Raw genomic sequence first — 17806 nt, 5'->3', positions numbered from 1 at the left:
GTTTTTGGGCGGGGAATCGGCGTGGCGATAGAATGGGGCCGCAGGCCTTGTGCTATCCGACCTGATGACTGCCGCCTATGTGTCACTTATGTGCCTCAAGGTCAGTGCTACTTGTTTGGTGTCACTTGTTTGGTGCCAGTTATCTGGGGCCGCGGATCGGCACAGGCCGGCGATACCCCGAAAGCTAGAGAAAGACAGTATGCGAGTTCTTGCAGCCATGAGCGGCGGCGTCGATTCCGCCGTTGCCGCCGCCCGCGCCGTCGACGCAGGTCACGACGTCGTCGGGGTCCACCTCGCGCTGTCCCGCATGCCGGGCACCCTGCGGACCGGCAGCCGGGGCTGCTGCACGATCGAGGACTCCCGGGACGCCTGGCGCGCTTGCGACATCCTCGGGATCCCTTACTACGTCTGGGATTTCTCCGAGCGGTTCAAGGAGGACGTCGTCCAGGACTTCATCGATGAATATGCCGCCGGGCGCACTCCCAACCCGTGCATGCGCTGCAACGAGCGGATCAAGTTCGCGGCCCTGCTGGAGAAGGCCATCGCCCTGGGCTTCGACGCCGTCTGCACCGGCCACTACGCCAAAGTCATCACCGACGCCGACGGCAATCCCGAGCTCCACCGCGCCGCGGACTGGGCCAAGGACCAGAGCTACGTTCTCGGCGTGCTGACCCACGAACAGCTCAAGCACTCGATGTTCCCGCTCGCTGACACGCCGTCCAAGGCCGAGGTCCGCGCGGAGGCGGAGCGCCGCGGACTCTCGGTGGCGAACAAGCCCGACAGCCACGACATCTGCTTCATCCCCGACGGCGACACCGCCGGCTGGCTCGCCGAAAAGATTGAAATGACCACGGGAGACATCGTGGACGAGTCCGGGGCGAAGGTCGGCGAGCACCCCGGCGCCAACGCCTTCACCGTCGGCCAGCGCCGCGGACTGAAGCTCGGCACCCCGGCCGCGGACGGCAAGCCGCGGTTCGTGCTGGAGATCCGGCCGAAGGAAAACAAGGTGGTGGTGGGGCCGGAGGCCCTGCTCGCCATCGACGAAATCCGCGGCATCAAGGTCTCCTGGGCGGGCCTGCCCATTGACGAAGTGGCCGCCGGCGCGGAGTTCGACTGCTACGCCCAGGTCCGCGCCCACGGCGATCCGGTGCCCGCCCGCGCCCTCATGGCCGGGGACGGACTCGTGGTCACCCTCGCCGAGCCGCTGCGCGGCGTGGCCCCCGGCCAGACGGTGGTGCTCTACCAGGGCAGCCGCGTGCTGGGCCAGGCCACCATCGACGCCGCCCGCTCGCTGCAGCGCGCCGCCCTCTAAGCGCCCGCCGCACCCGACTCCAGTGAAGGGTCCCGCCAAGAGGCGGGGCCCTTCGTCGTCTGAGCCGGACCCTGCCGAAGAATCGGGCGGAATCCTGCAGAAAATGAGAGAAACCTTCGAATCGTGTAAATTTTGTGTCTCAACTCACAAAATGCAACGTTTCACCGAATGATTGTCTGGTTGAATCTAGGAATCAGCAAAGCGTGCCGCCCGACGAGTCATTCGTTCACTTCGGGCTGCGCTAGAACGCATCGAACAGAAAGTTCACAGATGGCAATGAACAAAAAGGCCTGGCAGAGCGTCATCGCGCTGGCCGGGGTTTCCGCCTTTGCACTGACGGCCTGCACCGGGCCGTCCGGCGGCACCGGCGGGTCATCAGCCGCCGCAAGCGGACCAATCGCCTACGGCACCACGGACAAGGTCACCGCCCTGGACCCGGCGGGCTCGTACGACAACGGTTCATTCATGGTGATGAACCAGATCTATTCCTTCCTGCTCAACTCGAAGCCGGGCAGTGCGGATCCCGTTCCGGACCTGGCCGAATCCGCGTCCTTCACCTCGCCGACCGAATACACGGTCAAGCTCAAGCCCGGACTCAAGTGGGCCAACGGGCACACCCTGGACTCCAAGGACGTCAAGTTCTCCTTCGACCGGCAGACCAAGATCAACGATCCCGCCGGCCCCGCAAGCCTGCTGGCCAACGTGGAGAGCGTCTCTGCTCCCGATGCCACCACCGTTGTCTTCAAGCTGAAGCTGGCCAACGACCAGACCTTCGCGCAGATCCTCAGCAGCCCCGCCGCGCCGATCGTGGACGATGAAGTCTTCCCGGCCGACAAGCTGCTCGACGACGACTCGATCGTCAAGGCCAAGGCCTTCTACGGCCAGTACACGATCGACACCTACAAGAAGAACGAGCTGATCAGCTTCAAGGCGTTCCCCGACTACCAGGGAGTCCTCGGCAAGCCGGCCAACGACGCCGCCACGATCAAGTACTACGCCGATCCCACCAACATGAAGCTGGACATCCAGCAGGGCAACATCGACGTCGCAAACCGCAGCCTGAGCGCCACCGACATCGATGACCTGAAGAAGGACTCCAAGGTCAAGGTCAACGTGGGCCCCGGCGGCGAAATCCGCTACATCACGTTCAACTTCGACACGATGCCGTTCGGCGCCAAGGCCGCGGATGCAGACCCGGCCAAGGCAACCGCCGTCCGCCAGGCCATCGCCAACCTCGTCGACCGCCAGGCCATCGCGGACCAGGTCTACAAGGGCACCTACCTGCCCCTGTACTCCAATGTTCCCAGCGGCTTCCTCGGCGCCAACGAGTCCTTCAAGGACGCTTACGGCGACGCCGGCAAGCCCAGCCTGGACAAGGCCAAGAAGGTCCTGACCGACGCCGGCGTGACCACGCCCGTGTCGCTGAACCTGCAGTACAACCCGGACCACTACGGCAAGTCCTCCGGCGACGAATACGCCATGATCAAGGACCAGCTGGAGAAGTCCGGTTTGTTCAAGGTCAACCTGCAGTCCACGGAGTGGGTCACCTACAGCAAGGCCAGCCGCGCCGATGAGTACCCGCTGTTCCAGTTCGGCTGGTTCCCGGACTTCAGCGACGCCGACAACTACCTGACGCCGTTCTTCCCGGATGGCGGCTTCCTCAAGAACCACTACAACAACCCCACTGTCACGGATCTGATCAACAAGCAGCTCACCACCGTTGACAAGACTGAGCGCGAGTCCACGATCAAGGATGCCCAGAATGCCCTCGCCAAGGACATCTCCACGCTTCCGCTGCTCCAGGGCGCGCAGGTTGCCATTTCCGGCAGCGGCGTCAAGGGTGTCGATACCACCCTCGATGCCTCCTTCAAGTTCCGTTTGGGAACTGTTTCCAAGTAAGGCTGCATTCCTGCTGTTCTGACCAGCCTGCGAGGCGGGGCGCCCTCGAGGCGCCCCGCCTTTGCTGGTCATTGCCGCATCTTGCAGTTCACGGGGCCGGCCCATGGCCGCGAAAGCACAATTTTAGGTACCAATGACAACACTGATAGAGGCGCCGCCCAGCGACGCCGACGGACTCCTTCCGTCCAAGAAAAAACCCTCGGGCGGGGGACTGGGGACGTACATCCTGGTCCGGTTCTTCCTGATCATTCCGACCATTTTCATTCTCGTGACCTTGGTCTTCTTCCTGATGCGGGTCATCGGCGACCCCATCACCGCGGCCCAGGGCGGCAGGCTTCCGCCTGAGGCGCTGGCGCAGCGCATTCACGAAGCCGGGTATGACCGCCCGATCCTGGTGCAGTACCTGGAATACGTCGGCCAGGTGGCGACCGGCAACTTCGGCACCACCATCACCGACCGCCGGCCGGTTGTTGAAATGCTTGTCACCTTCGGCGCGGCAACCCTTGAGCTGGCCATCAACGCACTCATCGTGGCGTTGATCGTCGGCATCCCGCTCGGCCTCATCGCCGCCTACAAGCGCGACAAGGTGCCGGACGCCTTACTGCGGTTCTTCGCCATCCTCTGCTACGCCACTCCGGTGTTTTTCGCCGGCCTGTTGATGAAGCTGACCTTCTCGATCTGGCTCGGCTGGCTGCCCGTCGCAGGACGGGCCTCCACCAGGACCGAACTGGCCATGGGAAGCCTGTCCGCGCCGACCGGGATCTATTGGCTTGATGCGCTGCGCAGCGGCAACGTGGCCGCGTTCGGCGACGTCGCGGCCCATTCGGTCCTTCCGGCAGTGACCCTGGGCCTGCTGACGGCAGGGGTCTTCCTCCGGCTGGTCCGCACCAACGTCATCGGCACGCTCGGCAAGGACTACGTCGAGGCCGGCAGGTCCCGCGGCGTCAGTAATTTCCGGCTCGTGACCAAGCACGCCTACAAGCCTGCACTCATCCCGATCATCACGGTCATGGGGCTCCAGATTGCCCTCCTGCTGGGCGGCGCGGTCCTCACGGAGACCACGTTTGAGTGGAAGGGCCTCGGCTACCAGCTGGTGCAATACCTGAACTCCCGCGACTTTGTCGCTGTCCAGGGCATCGTGGTGCTGCTGGCGGTCATCGTTGCCATCACGAACTTCATCGTGGATGTCGTCGCCGCCCTGATCGACCCGCGAGTGAGGTACTAGCCATGAATGCAACCACAGTAAGCGGGCGCAAGCAGCCCCTCATGTACCGCCTGCCGGTGATCTCGCACTTCCGCAAGAGCGTCGGGCTGCAGCGCGGCATGCTCGTCACCGGCCTGGTGCTGACCGTCGTTTTCCTGCTGACGGCGGCGCTGGCGCCGGTGATCGCACCCTACGGCTTTGCCCAGCTCAGCGATGCCTCGGGTACCTTCCCGGCACAAGCGCCCCCCAGCCCGGCCCACATCTGGGGTACCACGGTGGGCGGCTACGACGTCTATTCCCGCGTGCTCTGGGGCGCCCAGACGGCCTTTGTCGTGATCGTCGTCGCCGTGGCGATGTCGATCTTCCTCGGCGTCGCACTGGGCCTGCTCAGCGGCTACTTCGGCGGCTGGCTGGACCGGACGCTCGTGGTGATCGCCGACGCGATCTACGCTTTCCCCTCGCTCCTGCTGGCCATCGTGATGTCAATCGTCATCAACCACGGCCAGTCCAGCTTCTGGGGCGGCATCATCGCCTGTTCCATCTCGATCTCCGTGGTGTTCGTCCCGCAGTACTTCCGCGTGATCCGGGCCGAGACCATCCGGCTGAAGGCGGAGCCGTACGTCGAGGCAGCCAAGGTGGTGGGTGCCTCGAGCATCCGCATCATGGGCCGCCATATCTTCAAGAACGCAACCCGCACGCTTCCGCTGATCTTCACACTGAATGCGTCCGAGGCGATCCTGACCCTGGCCGGACTTGGCTTCCTGGGCTTCGGCATCGAACCGTCCTCCGCCGCCGAGTGGGGTTTCGACCTCAACAAGGCCTTGGCTGACGCGTCCTCGGGTATCTGGTGGACGGGCGTCTACCCCGGTACGGCGATCGTCCTGACCGTGCTGGGACTGACCCTGGTCGGTGAGAGCATGAACGATCTCAACGATCCACGGCTCCGGGGCCGCAAGAAGGCCGGGAGCAAGAAGGCCCCGGCCGGCCCCGCCCCGACCGCCGCAGTACAGGCCGCCCCTGAAGCAGAATCGAGCAGTTCATGACCACCAACATTGGCTCCGTTTCAGACCGCCAGGCCACCGGCTCCGGCCCCGTTCTGGACATCGAGAACCTCAAGGTCACCTTTGCGACCGACGGCGGCGACGTCTTCGCCGTCAAGGACGTCAGCCTCGAGGTCAACCCCGGCGAGGTTGTCGCCATCGTCGGCGAATCGGGATCCGGCAAGACCGTGACGGCCAAGACCATCCTGGGCCTGCTGCCGGAAACGGCGACCAGCCAGGGTGCCGTCCTGATCAACGGCAACAACGTCATCAGCGTCAGTGCGGCCAAGCTGCGGCAGATCCGCGGCCGCGACGTCGCCATGGTGTTCCAGGAACCGTCCACGGCTCTCAACCCGGTCTACACCGTGGGCTGGCAGATTGCCGAAGGCATCCGGGCGCATGCCGATACCGGCAGCGGCAACAAGATCTCCGCCAAGGAGGCGAAGGCCCGCGCCATCGATGCCCTTCGCAAGGTCGGGATCCCGGACCCGGAAACGCGGGTCAACTACTACCCGCACCAGTTCTCGGGCGGCCAGAAACAGCGCGTCGTCATTGCCGCCGCGCTGGCGCTCAACCCCGGGCTCATCGTGGCCGACGAGCCGACCACCGCCCTGGACGTCACCGTCCAGGCGGAAATCCTGGAACTGCTGCGGGACCTGCGCGACAAATACGGGACGTCCATCGTGCTGATCACGCACAACATGGGCGTTGTCGCCGATCTCGCCGACCGCGTGGTGGTCATGTACCAGGGCGACGTCGTGGAGGAAGCTCCTGCACGGGTGCTGTTCGCCCAGCCTAAGGAGGACTACACCAAGAAGCTCCTCGCCGCCGTCCCTCACCTGGGCCGCAATTCCGCGTCCGAAGGGATGACGGAACGCGCCCACCAGGGCGGCAAGGTGCTGGTCGAGGCAAAGAACCTGACCATCGAGTACCCGGGGCGGCTGGGCAGTCCGTCCTTCAAGGCCGTCGACGACGTCAGCTTCACGGTGTCCGAAGGCGAAGTCTTCGGTCTCGTGGGGGAGTCGGGGTCCGGCAAGACCACCATCGGCCGGGCGATCGCCGGCCTCAACCGGACCACGGGCGGCAGCCTCAAGGTGCTGGGCTACGAAATGCTGAACTTCAAGGAGCGCACGTTCAAACCGCTCCGCAAGGAGATCGGCTTCGTGTTCCAGGACCCGGCGGCCTCCTTCAACCCGCAGCTGACCATCGGCGACTGCGTGGCGGAACCGCTGATCATCCACTCCAACCCGAGCCCGGCCGAGGCGCGCAAGCGGGTGGGTGAGCTGCTCGAATCCGTGCAGCTACCGGCGTCGTACGCTGACCGGTTCCCGCATGAACTCTCCGGCGGGCAGCGCCAGCGCGCCTCCCTGGCACGGGCGCTCATCCTGAACCCGAAACTGCTCATCGCCGATGAGCCGACGTCGGCCCTGGACGTCTCCGTGCAGGCCGTGGTACTCGAACTGTTCAAGGAGATCCAGCAGCAGTTCGGCTTCGCGTGCCTGTTCATCAGCCATGACCTCGCCGTCGTGGACATGCTCTCCCACTGGGTCGGCGTGCTCTACAAGGGCAAGATGGTGGAACAGGGGCTCGGCAACCAGGTGATGGGCAACCCGCAGCACGCCTACACGAAGAAGCTCATTGCCTCGCTGCCCGTTCCCGACCCCGACGAACAGGCCAGGCGCCGGGAGGCGTTCCGGGCCGTGCTCCACGGCTAACTGCCCGGAACGCTGCCGGCCCCCGCGGGTCCGGACGCACGCGTCCGGCCCCGCGGGTCCGGACGCGTGCCAGGGACGCCTGCCACGGACATAGCCAGTGGACATGCCCGCCGTTCGCCATGAACGGCGGGCATGTCCATTTAGGTGTGCCGGCTTTGGGCGCGGCTCTGTGCCCGCCTTCGTGCCTGCCCTTGTGTTCGCCTGCCTGCGGCGTGGCGCCTGCAACGGTGCTTAACAGCAGAAGGCATTAGGCGCCGTGCCCATAGACTGGGTCAATGACCGAGCAGAACCTCAATCTTCCTGATACCGATTCCTACGACCCGGCGGCAAGCTCACTGGCCGGATCCGTGGATCCCGCGGTGATGGCGGAGCTGTTGTCGATCCGCTCCAGCATCGACAACATCGATGCCACTCTCGTCTTCCTCCTCGCCGAGCGCTTCAAGGCAACCCAGAAGGTCGGCTTCCTCAAGGCGGCGCACAAGCTCCCCGCGGGGGACCCCGGCCGTGAAACGGCGCAGATCGCCCGGCTGCGTCACCTCGCTGCCGAGGCCCACCTGGACCCGGCGTTCGCGGAGAAATTCCTGAACTTCATCATCGGTGAGGTCATCCGCCACCATGAGGCCATCGCCGAGGACCACCAGGCCGCCCAGGCCTCCGGCTCCGCGGACGCCGCCCGCGCCGCAGACGCCTAGCCATGACCGGATCAGCCGTGCCCGCTCCCGGCCAAGTCACCGCCACGGGCTTGGGCCCGTGGCCCGGCGTGGACCCGGCCGAGGCCGCCCGGATCATCCGCGGTGAACTCGGCAGCCCGCACCTGCCGTTCCTTGCCGAACTTCCCGACCGCGGCGTCGGCTCCGATGCCCTGGGCCGTACCGCGTCCCTGCTCGTGGAACTCGCCGTCGACGTCCAGCCGCATGGCTGGAGGCTCGTGGACCGTCCAGGCAAGGACCTGCAGCGGGCGAAAACGGCGTTGTCCACCGACATCAACATCCTGGCGGACGTGATCGGGGACGAGGAGGCGCCCGCGGACGATCTCAAGATCCAGCTGCGCGGTCCGCTCAGCCTGGCCGCCGGCCTGCATCTGCACAACGGAGAGCGGGCCTTGATTGACTACGGCGCCCGCCGGGAGATCGCGGCGTCGCTAGCAGCGGGCGTGGAAGGCTACCTCAAACGGGTCGCCGAGGCGGCCCCCGGTGCCCGGATTGTGGTCCAGATCGACGAACCGGAAATTGCCTCCGTGCTGGCCGGCACCATTCCCACCGCCAGCGGGTACCGGACCCTGCGCTCAGTGCCGGGCCAGGAAGTCACCGAGTCCTGGCGGCTGGTCATCGACGCGCTCCGTGCGGCGGGCGCCGTCGAAACCGTGGTGGCCGTCTCCGAAGTCGAGGCACCATTCGAGCGCATCCTTGCGTCCGGCGCGGACGGAATCGCCGTGCCGCTCCGGGCACTGACGTCGCGCCAGTGGGAACAGCTCGCGGGCGCGGTGGAGGCCGGCAAGCGGCTCTGGGCCGGCGCGCTGGACGTGGCGGATCCCGCGGCGACACTGCCCCGGGTTGGCAGCGTCGTGGAAAACGTATGGCGGCCGTGGCGGCAGCTGGGTCTTCCGGCGTCCACGCTGGGGGCGCTGCGGATCACGCCGTCGGAGGGTCTGGCACGGCACTCGCCCGCCGCGGCGACCGCGGTCCTGACCCGCCTGACCCAGGTGGCCGACGGGCTCAATCAGCTGGCCCTCGGATAGGACACCCGCGTATAACATTCGGTAGAACACCCGGTAGAACAGTGGCCGGGGATGCCCGGGCCTCCGGTACCCGGGTACCAGCGGGGCCCGGGTCAGACCCTGCGTTCCCAGCCGTCCGGGCGGGCATAGCCGGGCAGATACCCCGGCGACGCTGTGCCGCCGGGGTATGGCTCGAGCCGGTAGTCGAAGTGGCCGGCGTACACCAGCACCAGGCCGATCTGGGGCTGGATCACCTTGACCTGGATCCGGTGCCGGCCGCCCTCCTGCGGTTCCCACCACTGCTCCGCATAGGCCTTGGCGTCCAAGGCCGCCGGAAGCGGAATCCGGAGCGGCCCCAGAAACAGCCGGGACGCCTCGGACACGCCGCGGAGCCGGCCCTCCGCCGTGACGCTGAGGTTGAGGTCGGTGACGAGCCGACGGAACCGGCCGACATAGTCCACGAGCCCGGGACTGCGCCCGGAGTCATCAAAGCTGGTGGTGTCCTGGAAAAGCCGGGTGTTTTCCGGGAAGAAGATCTCCCGGCGGGCCGTCAGGCTTGACCGGCCGAACGGGTCCAGATGGGCGTGGTTCTCGATCCGGAAGGGAATGCCCTCGCCGTACTCGGGAAAGAAGGCCTGCTCGCCGGTGGTGAGCCGCAGAAGGGGGCGCAGCCAGGCCTGCCGGCAGCCGACGACGTCGAACACTCCCTCGCCGACGCCGTAGTGGCCGGACCCCGGTGCCAGGGCGAAGTATTCTTGGAGTTCGGGCTGGAGCCGGGCGAAGTCACTGCCCAGAGCGCTCTGATAGATGGGGGTGTTCACGGTTCCTCCTGCGGTCCGGGCCGGTTCACTGGGCCTGTCCACAGCATGCAGGACAACGCGGCAATTGTCACAGCGACCCGTCCGCCGGCCGGGTCCCGGCGGCTGTGCCGGGCCCGCCTGCGCCATGCCGGTGGGCCGCCCGATACGACAAAGCCAATTCAATGGGGGAATATATAACTATGAAGGCACGCATTCTGGTAGTGGATGATGACGAGGCGCTCGCCGAGATGATCGGTATTGTGCTGCGCAACGACGGCTTCGAAGCCGTCTTCTGCGCCGACGGCGGACAGGCGCTGGACGTGTTCCGCTCCTCAAAGCCGGACCTCGTCCTGCTCGACCTCATGCTTCCTGGAATGGACGGCATCGAAGTCTGCCGCCAGGTCCGTGCCGAGTCCGACGTTCCCATCGTCATGCTGACCGCCAAGGCGGACACCTCGGACGTCGTCCGCGGCCTGGAGTCCGGAGCCGATGACTATGTGCCCAAGCCATTCAAGCCCGCCGAGCTCGTGGCCCGGGTCCGCGCACGGCTGCGCCCGGGCGACCAGAAGGCCCCGGAAACCCTGCGCATTGCCGACGTCACGATCGACGTCGCAGGCCACCTGGTCAGCCGCGGCAACGACCGGATCTCGTTGACGCCGCTGGAATTCGACCTCCTCGTGGCCCTGGCCCGCAAGCCGTGGCAGGTGTTCACGCGTGAACTGCTCCTGGAGCAGGTCTGGGGCTACCGGCACGCGGCCGACACCCGGCTGGTCAACGTCCATGTCCAGCGGCTGAGGTCCAAGATCGAACGAGACCCGGAAGCCCCCGAAGTTGTATTGACGGTCCGTGGTGTCGGCTATAAAGCAGGGTCCTGAGCCTGCGGACCGCAGCGTCCCGCAGGACACGGCGCCGGACACGGTGCTGGATACGGTGCTAGACACAGCACCGGGCACGCCACCGGCTGAGCAGCCCGAGCAGCGCGAGCAGCCCGCACCGGACCGGCCCGAGCCGCGGCCGGCCGGCCGCGGGCCCGGTCCTTGGCGCCGACTCTTTTTCCGGACCCGGCTGTGGGTCAAACGCGCCAGGATCGTTGGCGTCCGGGTCGCACGGCTGGTCCGCACGGGGGCGCGGCGGTTCTTGCCGGGCATTCGCTACTTGCTCCGCGCCGTGCAGCGGAAGTGGCGGCGTTCGCTGCAGTTCCGGACCGTCCTGACCACGCTCCTGCTGGCCATCGGTTCGTTCGCAGTGGTGGGCGCGTACCTGTCCAACCAGATCGCCAACAATCTGTTCCAGGAACGGCTCGCCCAGGCCGAATCGGAGACCCGCTACAACGTCAAGCAGGTCCAGGACACGTTCGACGGCGCCCAGGTCACGGACCAATCCAGCGTCATCACCCTGGTTTATGACACCCTGAACGCCGTCGAGGGCCGCGGGTCCGTCATCCAGCGGCGCTACGTTTTCGAAGCGATGCCCGAGCAGACCAAGCCGCGCAACCGGTGGGTGGAATCCCGGGCCTCGGACCAGCTCACTATCGGCGTCATCCCCCCGGACCTGCGCAAGGCCGTGCAGGACTCGGGCAAGGACCAGTACTGGGCGTCCACGCAGTTTCCGGTGGGAACCGAGGACCGCCCCGGCATCGCGGTGGGCAACAAAGTGACCTTCAACGGCACCGTCTACGAGCTCTACCTCATCTATGACCTCAACACGGCGCAGAAGACGCTGGACGAGATCCAGAACGTCCTCCTGGCCGGCGGCGCCCTGCTGGTGCTCATGATCGGCGGCGTCGCCTGGTATGTCACGCGGAACGTCGTCAGCCCGGTCAGCCACGCCGCCGTCGTCTCCGAAAAGCTCGCCGCCGGCCAGCTGCAGGAGCGCATGGTGGTCAAGGGCGAGGACGAGGTCGCCCGCCTCGGCGCCTCGTTTAACCACATGGCGGCAAGCCTGCAGGAACAAATCACGCAGCTGGCCACACTCTCGCAGATGCAGCAGCGGTTCGTCTCCGACGTGTCCCACGAGCTCCGCACGCCGCTCACCACGGTGCGCATGGCTGCGGAGGTCCTCTATGACGCCCGCGAGGATTTCGACCCCATCAACAAGCGCTCCGCGGAGTTGCTGTACAACCAGGTGGAACGGTTCCAGTCGCTCCTGGCGGATCTGCTGGAAATCTCGCGCTTTGACGCCGGCGCGGCCACCCTCGACGCGGAACCCACGGACATTGTGCAGCTCGTCTCGCACGTGATCGAGGGCGTGGCACCCGTTGCCGCCGAATACGGATCGGCCGTCACCCTTAACGCTCCGGCCGGCAGCATCATCGTCGACATGGACGACCGCAGGATCGACCGCATCCTGCGCAACCTGATCCTGAATGCGCTCGAACACGGCGAGGGCCGGCCGGTGAACATCTCCGTGGCCGCCAACGACACCGCCGTGGCTGTGGCCGTGCGAGACCACGGCATCGGCATGACGCCGGCCGAGGCTGCCCGCGTCTTCGACCGCTTCTGGCGGGCCGATCCCGCCCGCGCCCGCACCACCGGCGGCAGCGGGCTGGGCCTGTCCATCGCCGCCGAGGACACCAAGCTGCACAACGGCTGGCTGCAGGCGTGGGGGAGCAAGGGTAACGGCTCAAACTTCCGGCTCACCCTTCCGTTGCGCCGCGATGAACCGATCACCAGGTCTCCGCTCCAGCTCGAACCGGTCAACGTGGGGCTCCCGGGGACAGGCAACCAACAGACGGTGCTCCTGCTGGACCCGCCGCCGGCTGCAAGTACCCCGGCCGTTGCGGCACCTCCCGTTGAGACACCTTCCGTTGCGGCACCTTCCGTTGCGGCACTGCGCGTCGAAGCACCGCCCGTGGACGCGGCGGGCGCATCGGGCGCCGTGGACGGCGGGACGACTCCTGACGGATTCACTGATGACGTCACTGACGGTTCGGTTACCGTCGGCAGGATGATCCCGGACAACGGTCCGGCCGGCCCCCGGGACACCGGGACGGAAGGCAGGGCATGAGCCGTAGTTCCAGAAAGTTCACCCGGGCCGGGGCCGCGCTGCTTGCTGTGGTGCTGCTTCTGTTGACCTCCTGCGCCCAGATTCCACGCTCGGGGCCCGTCGGCAAGAGCACTGATGAGAGCGCGGGAAACCCCAATGCCCCGGTCTTCTTCCCGGCCGCGCCGCGTCCCGGTGCGGGGCCCGAGGCAGTGATCGAAGACTTCTACCTGGCCGGAAGCGGGTACGAGGACGACTACGCCGTCGCCCGGCAGTACCTGACCCAGGCGTCATCGGTGACGTGGAAGCCGGACCAGCGGGCGCTCGTCTTCCGCAAGGCCACAGTGGTGGCCACCGGCGTCGAAAACGTCTTCAACTACCAGCTCGACGTCGCCTATTCGGTGGACGCCGACGGCGTGGCGACGCAGCTTCCCGAGGGCACCACCGAGAACATCCCCGTCACCGTGACCCAAGTGGACGGCGAGTGGCGGATCTCCGAACTCCCGGACGGCACGGCCATCCCGGAAGAGACCTTCAAGGTCATCTACGGCGCCTACCCGATCTACTTCTACGACCCCACGTTCACTTACGCCGTGCCCGATGTCCGCTGGTTCATCCGCAAGAAGACCGTCAAGGCCATGACGAGCGCCCTGCTCGGCGGCCCCGCCCCGTACCTCAAGGGTGCCGTCGTCAGCGCCTTCCCGTCGGGGATCAAGCTGGCGCGGGAGTCCGTGCCGGTGGTCTCAGGCGCCGCCCAGGTGGATCTGACCGCCAAGGACCTCGTGGAGGCCTCCAACGAGGACCGGCTGCGGATGCAGACGCAGCTCGCCCTGACCTTCCGCAGCCAGCCGGATGTCATCAACGTCGAGCTCCGAGCCAACCAGGACCTGGTCCGCGTCGAGGACAACGGCTCGGTGCTGCCTCCGATCCGGGACGAAAACGTCCCGGCCTACCAAATCGCCGTCAGCAACAACGACCTGGTCCGCTACGAGAACAACCGGCTCTCACCGTTGCCGGACATCCGGTCCGTCGCAGCCCTGTCACCGCGGGCACCGGCGGAATCGACCGAATCACAGGCCGTGGCGTTCCTCAATGCCGCCCGCACCACGTTGTACTCGATCGTTCCGGGCCAGCCCGCCAGGGCGCTGACTACCCGGGCTACCCTTTCCCGGCCCTCATTCGGCCGCTACGACTGGGTCTGGACCGCGGGACCGGGCCCTGCCGGAGCCACTGAGGTGGTGGCCTACCGGCCGGTCGGCATGCCGGAGAACGCCAGTGTGCCCACCGTGACCCTGTCGCCGGGCTGGCTGGCGGGCCGGACCGTCAAGGAATTCCGGATATCCCGGGACGGCACGCGTGCCCTGGTCATTTCCGAGCAGAACGGCAAGAGCAAGGTCCAGATCACCGGGATCATCCGGAACGCGGACGGCACCCCGAGGGATCTGACCGTGCCCCTGACGCTCCTGACTCCCCGGGATCCGGACCAGGGGGTTTGGGTGGATGACACCACCGTCGCGGTCATGAAGGCCTCCGCCAGCGACGCCGTCACTCCCGAGCTGTTGTCCCTGACCTCGGCACAGCCGCAGCAGCTGGCTCCGTGGCCCGGGCTGACGGCGCTCAGCGCTGGCAACGGAACATCGGAGATTTACGGCCAGTCCGCCGAAGGAATCTTCCAGCGGCTCGGCAACGGCTGGTCACCGCAGCTCAAGGGACCCATCGACCCGTCGTTCCCGGGCTGACGCGGGGACAGGGCGCCTGCCGACCGCCGCGAGCCCGGCGCCGGCGGCTAACCCCCTGGGCGGGCCCTCGGAGGGCCGGGGCTCGGGGCGGTAACCCTGGGCCTAACCCTGGGACCCGGTGGCCTGAGGGCGCGGGCGGGCCCGTGACCGCGACGTTGCACGCGCCGTCACGCAGACGGGGGTTCGCTGGAGGCTCAGTTGTCCACATACGCTCCAGCGGCGTTTCCGCCGACGGACTTCCCGGTCCAGGATCGGGGGATGAGTAACACCGACCCGCGTTCGGCCACCGATCCGGACCTTGCCCCGGCCGCACCGACGGCAGCGCGGCACCGCGGCATCTACGCTCGGCCGCTGGCACGGCTGTCCGACCGGACGGCGGCGGCCGCGGCCGAGGTGCTCGCCCTTGCCCTGCCCGTGGACTGCGTCTGCTGCGGTGCCGAGGACGCCGCGCTCTGCGGAGCGTGCTCGCGGCAGCTCCGCCTGCTGACCTTGAAGCCGTTCCGGGCGGAGGCCCAGGCGCCCGCCCTGATGGACATGGACGGCTCCGTCCTGCTTCCCGTGGTGGCGGCAGGGGCCTACCGGGCGGAACTGGCGCAGTGCCTGCTGTCCTTCAAGAGCCACGGCCAGGCACGGCTGGGCGTCGAGCTGGCGCGGGCCCTGGCGCGTGCCCTCCTCGCCGCTGCCGGGCAGGCACGGGGCCTCACCCTCGTCCCCGTGCCCACGAGCGCCGCTGCGTTCCGCAAGCGGGGCTTCAGCCCGGTCCATGTCCTGCTGCGCCGGCTGGTTCTCGGCGATGAAATCCCGGGGTTTACGGTCGCGGACGCGTTGCGGAAAACCGTGCCGGCCGTGCGGAACCGGATGCCCCTGGGCGGGGCCCGCTACCTGCCCGGCGGACAGAAGGGACTGGGCCTGGGTGCCCGGTCCCGGCGGGTGCGGGGATCCATGCGCGCCAGGGCCGGGCCTTGGTCTCCGAGTGTAGAAGGACGCGCCTGCATCATCGTCGATGACGTGCTGACCACCGGTGCCACGGTGGCCGAGGCGGCCCGTGCGCTGCGGGCAGCAGGAGCCCTCGTCGGCGGCGCCGTCGTGGTGGCCGCGACACGCCCGCCGGCGACTTCCGACGTCGGCGCCCCCAGCCCCGCGGTGGCGCGGCCGGACGGCGGAACGTAAAAAAATAAACCGTAAAAGGATGAATAACAGGTTGCTATGAACTAACGTCGAAGATGGGTACCAAGAACAGATGTACCTGTCGATAGCGGCTCGGAAAGGGGCTCGACTGTCATTCAGATCGGCCCCCGGAAAGTACCGCCGTCGTGTCACCGAAGTCATTTGGAGGGCACCATGGAGTTCATGATCAGCGGACGCAACTTGACGGTCTCGGACCGGTTCCGCGAATATGCCGACGATAAGATCTCAAAGATCGCGTCGTTGGGAGACAAGGTCCAGAGGGTAGACGCGAAGGTCACCAAGGAGACCAAGGCCCGCCAGACCGCCGAATCGCTCACGGTTGAGTTGACAGTCCTGGGACGCGGCCCAGTAATCCGCGCAGAAGCGAGTGCCGCAGACAAGTTCGCTGCGTTCGATCTCGCTTACAACAAGCTTCTTGAACGCCTGCGCAGGGCAAGGGACCGCAGAAAGGTCCATCACGGCCGGCACACGCCCAAGTCCGTCACCGAGGCGACGGCAACCTTGGAACCGGCAAGCCCCAACGAGCCCCTCTACGTCGAGGCGGCAAACCAGCAGGCTGCCCCGGCGGCGGCGGCAGAGAAGTCGCCCTACGAGGTCGAGAACGATATTCCGGCCGGCGACTCGCCCGTGCTGATCCGCCGGAAGGTGTTCCCCGCGGCCCAGCTGACGCTCGATGACGCCGTTGACAACATGGAACTCGTGGGTCACGACTTCTACCTTTTCGTAGACAAGGAGACCAAGGCGCCGTCGGTCGTGTACCGCCGCGACGGCTGGACCTACGGGGTCATCTCCCTGGACCAGACGTGCGAGCCCGGACATTCAAGTCTGGAAGACAAGATCCTGGCCTATCGTTCCGAGGATGAGCCTGCCAGCGCATAAGCTGGTGCAGACCATCCAACGAAGGGACTGACGTGCAAGCATCGCTGAGCCTGGCACAGGCACGGCGGATCGCATTGGCAGCCCAGGGATTGGACAAGGTACGGCCCGCCGGACCCGTGAGCGCACGGGCGGTGGGCCGTACCTTTGCCCGGTTGCACCTGGTGCAGATCGATTCGGTCAACGTGGTTTCCCGCAGCCACTTCCTGCCGTTCTTCTCCCGGCTGGGCAACTACGACCGCGCCATCCTCAAGCGGATGGCGGGGACCCACCCGCGCCGGATGATGGAGTACTGGGCACACGAGGCCTGTTTCATCCGCCCGGACCACTTCCACGACCTCGTGCAGTGGCAGAACCGCTCATGGGTGGGCGCGCACGCCATGGACCCCGAACTGCGCAACGGTGTGGCGACCAGGGTGCTGGAAACCCTTGCCGCCGGGAAACCGATGACCGCCGCCGAACTGACGGCGCGGCTGGGCCACGTGGAGGACCGGCAGCGGGACAACTGGGGCTGGAACTGGAATGCCGTCAAAAGGGTCCTGGAGCATCTGTTTGAGGACGGCCTCATTTCCGCATCCTCGAGGACCGAATCCTTCGAACGGCGCTACACCCTTACGGCCCGGGTGCTGCCCGGACCGGTAGCTGCGACGGAGGCCACCGAACCGGACGCGGCCGCCGCAATGGACCGGCTGATCGACGCCGCGGCCCGGGCCCACGGCATCGGGACCGTCCGGTGCTTCGCTGACTATTTCCGAACGCCGCAAAAAGCCGCAGCCATCGCCGTCCGGAACCTCGTGGACACCGGCCGGCTGCAGCCGGTCACGGTGGCCGGCTGGGACCGGCCCCTGTACCGTCACGCGGAGGCGAAACTTCCGCGCTCCGCCACCGGCCGTGCGCTCCTGAGCCCCTTCGACTCCCTGGTGTTCGAACGCCGCCGGCTTGAGGAATTATTCGGGTTCCACTACCGGATCGAGATTTACACCCCCGAGGCGAAGCGCCGCTACGGCTACTACGTCCTGCCGTTCCTCCTGCGAGACGCGATCGTCGCACGGGTGGACCTCAAAGCGGACCGGGCCGGGAGCCGGCTGTTGGTAAGGACCGCCCATGCCGAATCCGGCGCGCCGGCGGACACCGCCGTCGAACTCGCCGCGGAACTGCAGCTCATGGCAGAGTGGCTGGGACTGGACGGGGTGGTCGTCGCGCCGACGGGGGATCTAGCCCCGGCGCTCGCCGAAGCCGTGGCTGCCCGGCAATGAGCAGTATCCGCTATGAGGGAACAGGCGCCCCCGGCCCTGCGTCTCTCCCGTAGACTAAATCACGCCAGAATTCGGCGG

14 protein-coding genes are annotated in these 17806 nt (G+C 66.9%); 13 read left to right on the top strand and 1 reads right to left on the bottom strand.

Features of this window, described 5'->3' with window-relative positions:
- Positions 1-199: 199 nt before the first annotated feature.
- From mnmA to LDO15_RS15495, 7 genes are all read left to right on the top strand, one after another.
- Complete coding sequence (gene mnmA, locus LDO15_RS15525; protein ID WP_223979959.1) at positions 200-1312, top strand: tRNA 2-thiouridine(34) synthase MnmA; 1113 nt, start codon at positions 200-202, stop codon at positions 1310-1312.
- A gap of 270 nt (positions 1313-1582) precedes the next feature.
- Positions 1583-3211 (top strand): ABC transporter substrate-binding protein, encoded by a 1629-nt coding sequence (locus LDO15_RS15520; RefSeq protein ID WP_223979958.1) that lies wholly within the window; start codon positions 1583-1585, stop codon positions 3209-3211.
- 133 nt (positions 3212-3344) lie between these two features.
- A complete protein-coding gene (locus LDO15_RS15515; RefSeq protein ID WP_223979957.1) occupies positions 3345-4436 on the top strand; it encodes an ABC transporter permease in 1092 nt (363 codons plus the stop codon).
- Positions 4437-4438: 2 nt separating this feature from the next.
- The gene (locus LDO15_RS15510; RefSeq protein ID WP_223979956.1) at positions 4439-5458 is read left to right on the top strand and encodes an ABC transporter permease; all 1020 of its coding nucleotides are present in this window, start codon (positions 4439-4441) and stop codon (positions 5456-5458) included.
- Positions 5455-7170, top strand: coding sequence for an ABC transporter ATP-binding protein (locus tag LDO15_RS15505; protein WP_223979955.1), 1716 nt, complete (start codon positions 5455-5457; stop codon positions 7168-7170). The genes LDO15_RS15510 and LDO15_RS15505 overlap by 4 nt, the downstream gene beginning before the upstream one ends.
- A gap of 275 nt (positions 7171-7445) precedes the next feature.
- A complete protein-coding gene (locus tag LDO15_RS15500; RefSeq protein WP_223979954.1) occupies positions 7446-7862 on the top strand; it encodes a chorismate mutase in 417 nt (138 codons plus the stop codon).
- Between the two features lie 2 nt (positions 7863-7864).
- Positions 7865-8908 carry a hypothetical protein gene (locus LDO15_RS15495; RefSeq protein ID WP_223979953.1) on the top strand — a complete coding sequence of 348 codons (1044 nt, stop codon included), beginning with the start codon at positions 7865-7867 and terminating at the stop codon, positions 8906-8908.
- A gap of 92 nt (positions 8909-9000) precedes the next feature.
- Here LDO15_RS15495 and LDO15_RS15490 read toward each other — a convergent pair whose 3' ends face one another.
- The gene (locus LDO15_RS15490) at positions 9001-9708 is read right to left on the bottom strand and encodes a DUF4166 domain-containing protein (protein WP_223979952.1); all 708 of its coding nucleotides are present in this window, start codon (positions 9706-9708) and stop codon (positions 9001-9003) included.
- A 179-nt stretch (positions 9709-9887) separates the two neighbouring features.
- Here LDO15_RS15490 and mtrA point away from each other — a divergent pair, with 179 nt between their 5' ends.
- The 6 genes from mtrA (at position 9888) to LDO15_RS15460 (ending at position 17728) form a co-directional block, all read left to right on the top strand.
- Complete coding sequence (mtrA, locus tag LDO15_RS15485; protein ID WP_223979950.1) at positions 9888-10562, top strand: MtrAB system response regulator MtrA; 675 nt, start codon at positions 9888-9890, stop codon at positions 10560-10562.
- Between the two features lie 190 nt (positions 10563-10752).
- Positions 10753-12693 carry an MtrAB system histidine kinase MtrB gene (mtrB, locus tag LDO15_RS15480; RefSeq protein ID WP_223987446.1) on the top strand — a complete coding sequence of 647 codons (1941 nt, stop codon included), beginning with the start codon at positions 10753-10755 and terminating at the stop codon, positions 12691-12693.
- On the top strand, positions 12690-14408 hold the full coding sequence (locus LDO15_RS15475; RefSeq protein ID WP_223979948.1) for an LpqB family beta-propeller domain-containing protein: 1719 nt from the start codon (positions 12690-12692) through the stop codon (positions 14406-14408). Before mtrB ends, LDO15_RS15475 begins: the two co-directional genes overlap by 4 nt.
- Positions 14409-14666: 258 nt before the next feature.
- A complete protein-coding gene (locus LDO15_RS15470; protein WP_223979946.1) occupies positions 14667-15578 on the top strand; it encodes a phosphoribosyltransferase family protein in 912 nt (303 codons plus the stop codon).
- A gap of 171 nt (positions 15579-15749) precedes the next feature.
- A complete protein-coding gene (gene raiA, locus LDO15_RS15465) occupies positions 15750-16475 on the top strand; it encodes a ribosome-associated translation inhibitor RaiA (RefSeq protein ID WP_223979944.1) in 726 nt (241 codons plus the stop codon).
- A 32-nt stretch (positions 16476-16507) separates the two neighbouring features.
- Positions 16508-17728 (top strand): crosslink repair DNA glycosylase YcaQ family protein, encoded by a 1221-nt coding sequence (locus LDO15_RS15460; protein WP_223979943.1) that lies wholly within the window; start codon positions 16508-16510, stop codon positions 17726-17728.
- The last annotated feature ends 78 nt before the right edge of the window (positions 17729-17806 follow it).

This window comes from Arthrobacter sp. NicSoilB8 (genome assembly GCF_019977355.1).
Classification (GTDB): Bacteria; Actinomycetota; Actinomycetes; order Actinomycetales; family Micrococcaceae; genus Arthrobacter.
The sequence above is the reverse complement of the archived record's forward strand: the minus strand, read 5'-3'. Positions and strand labels throughout refer to the sequence as shown.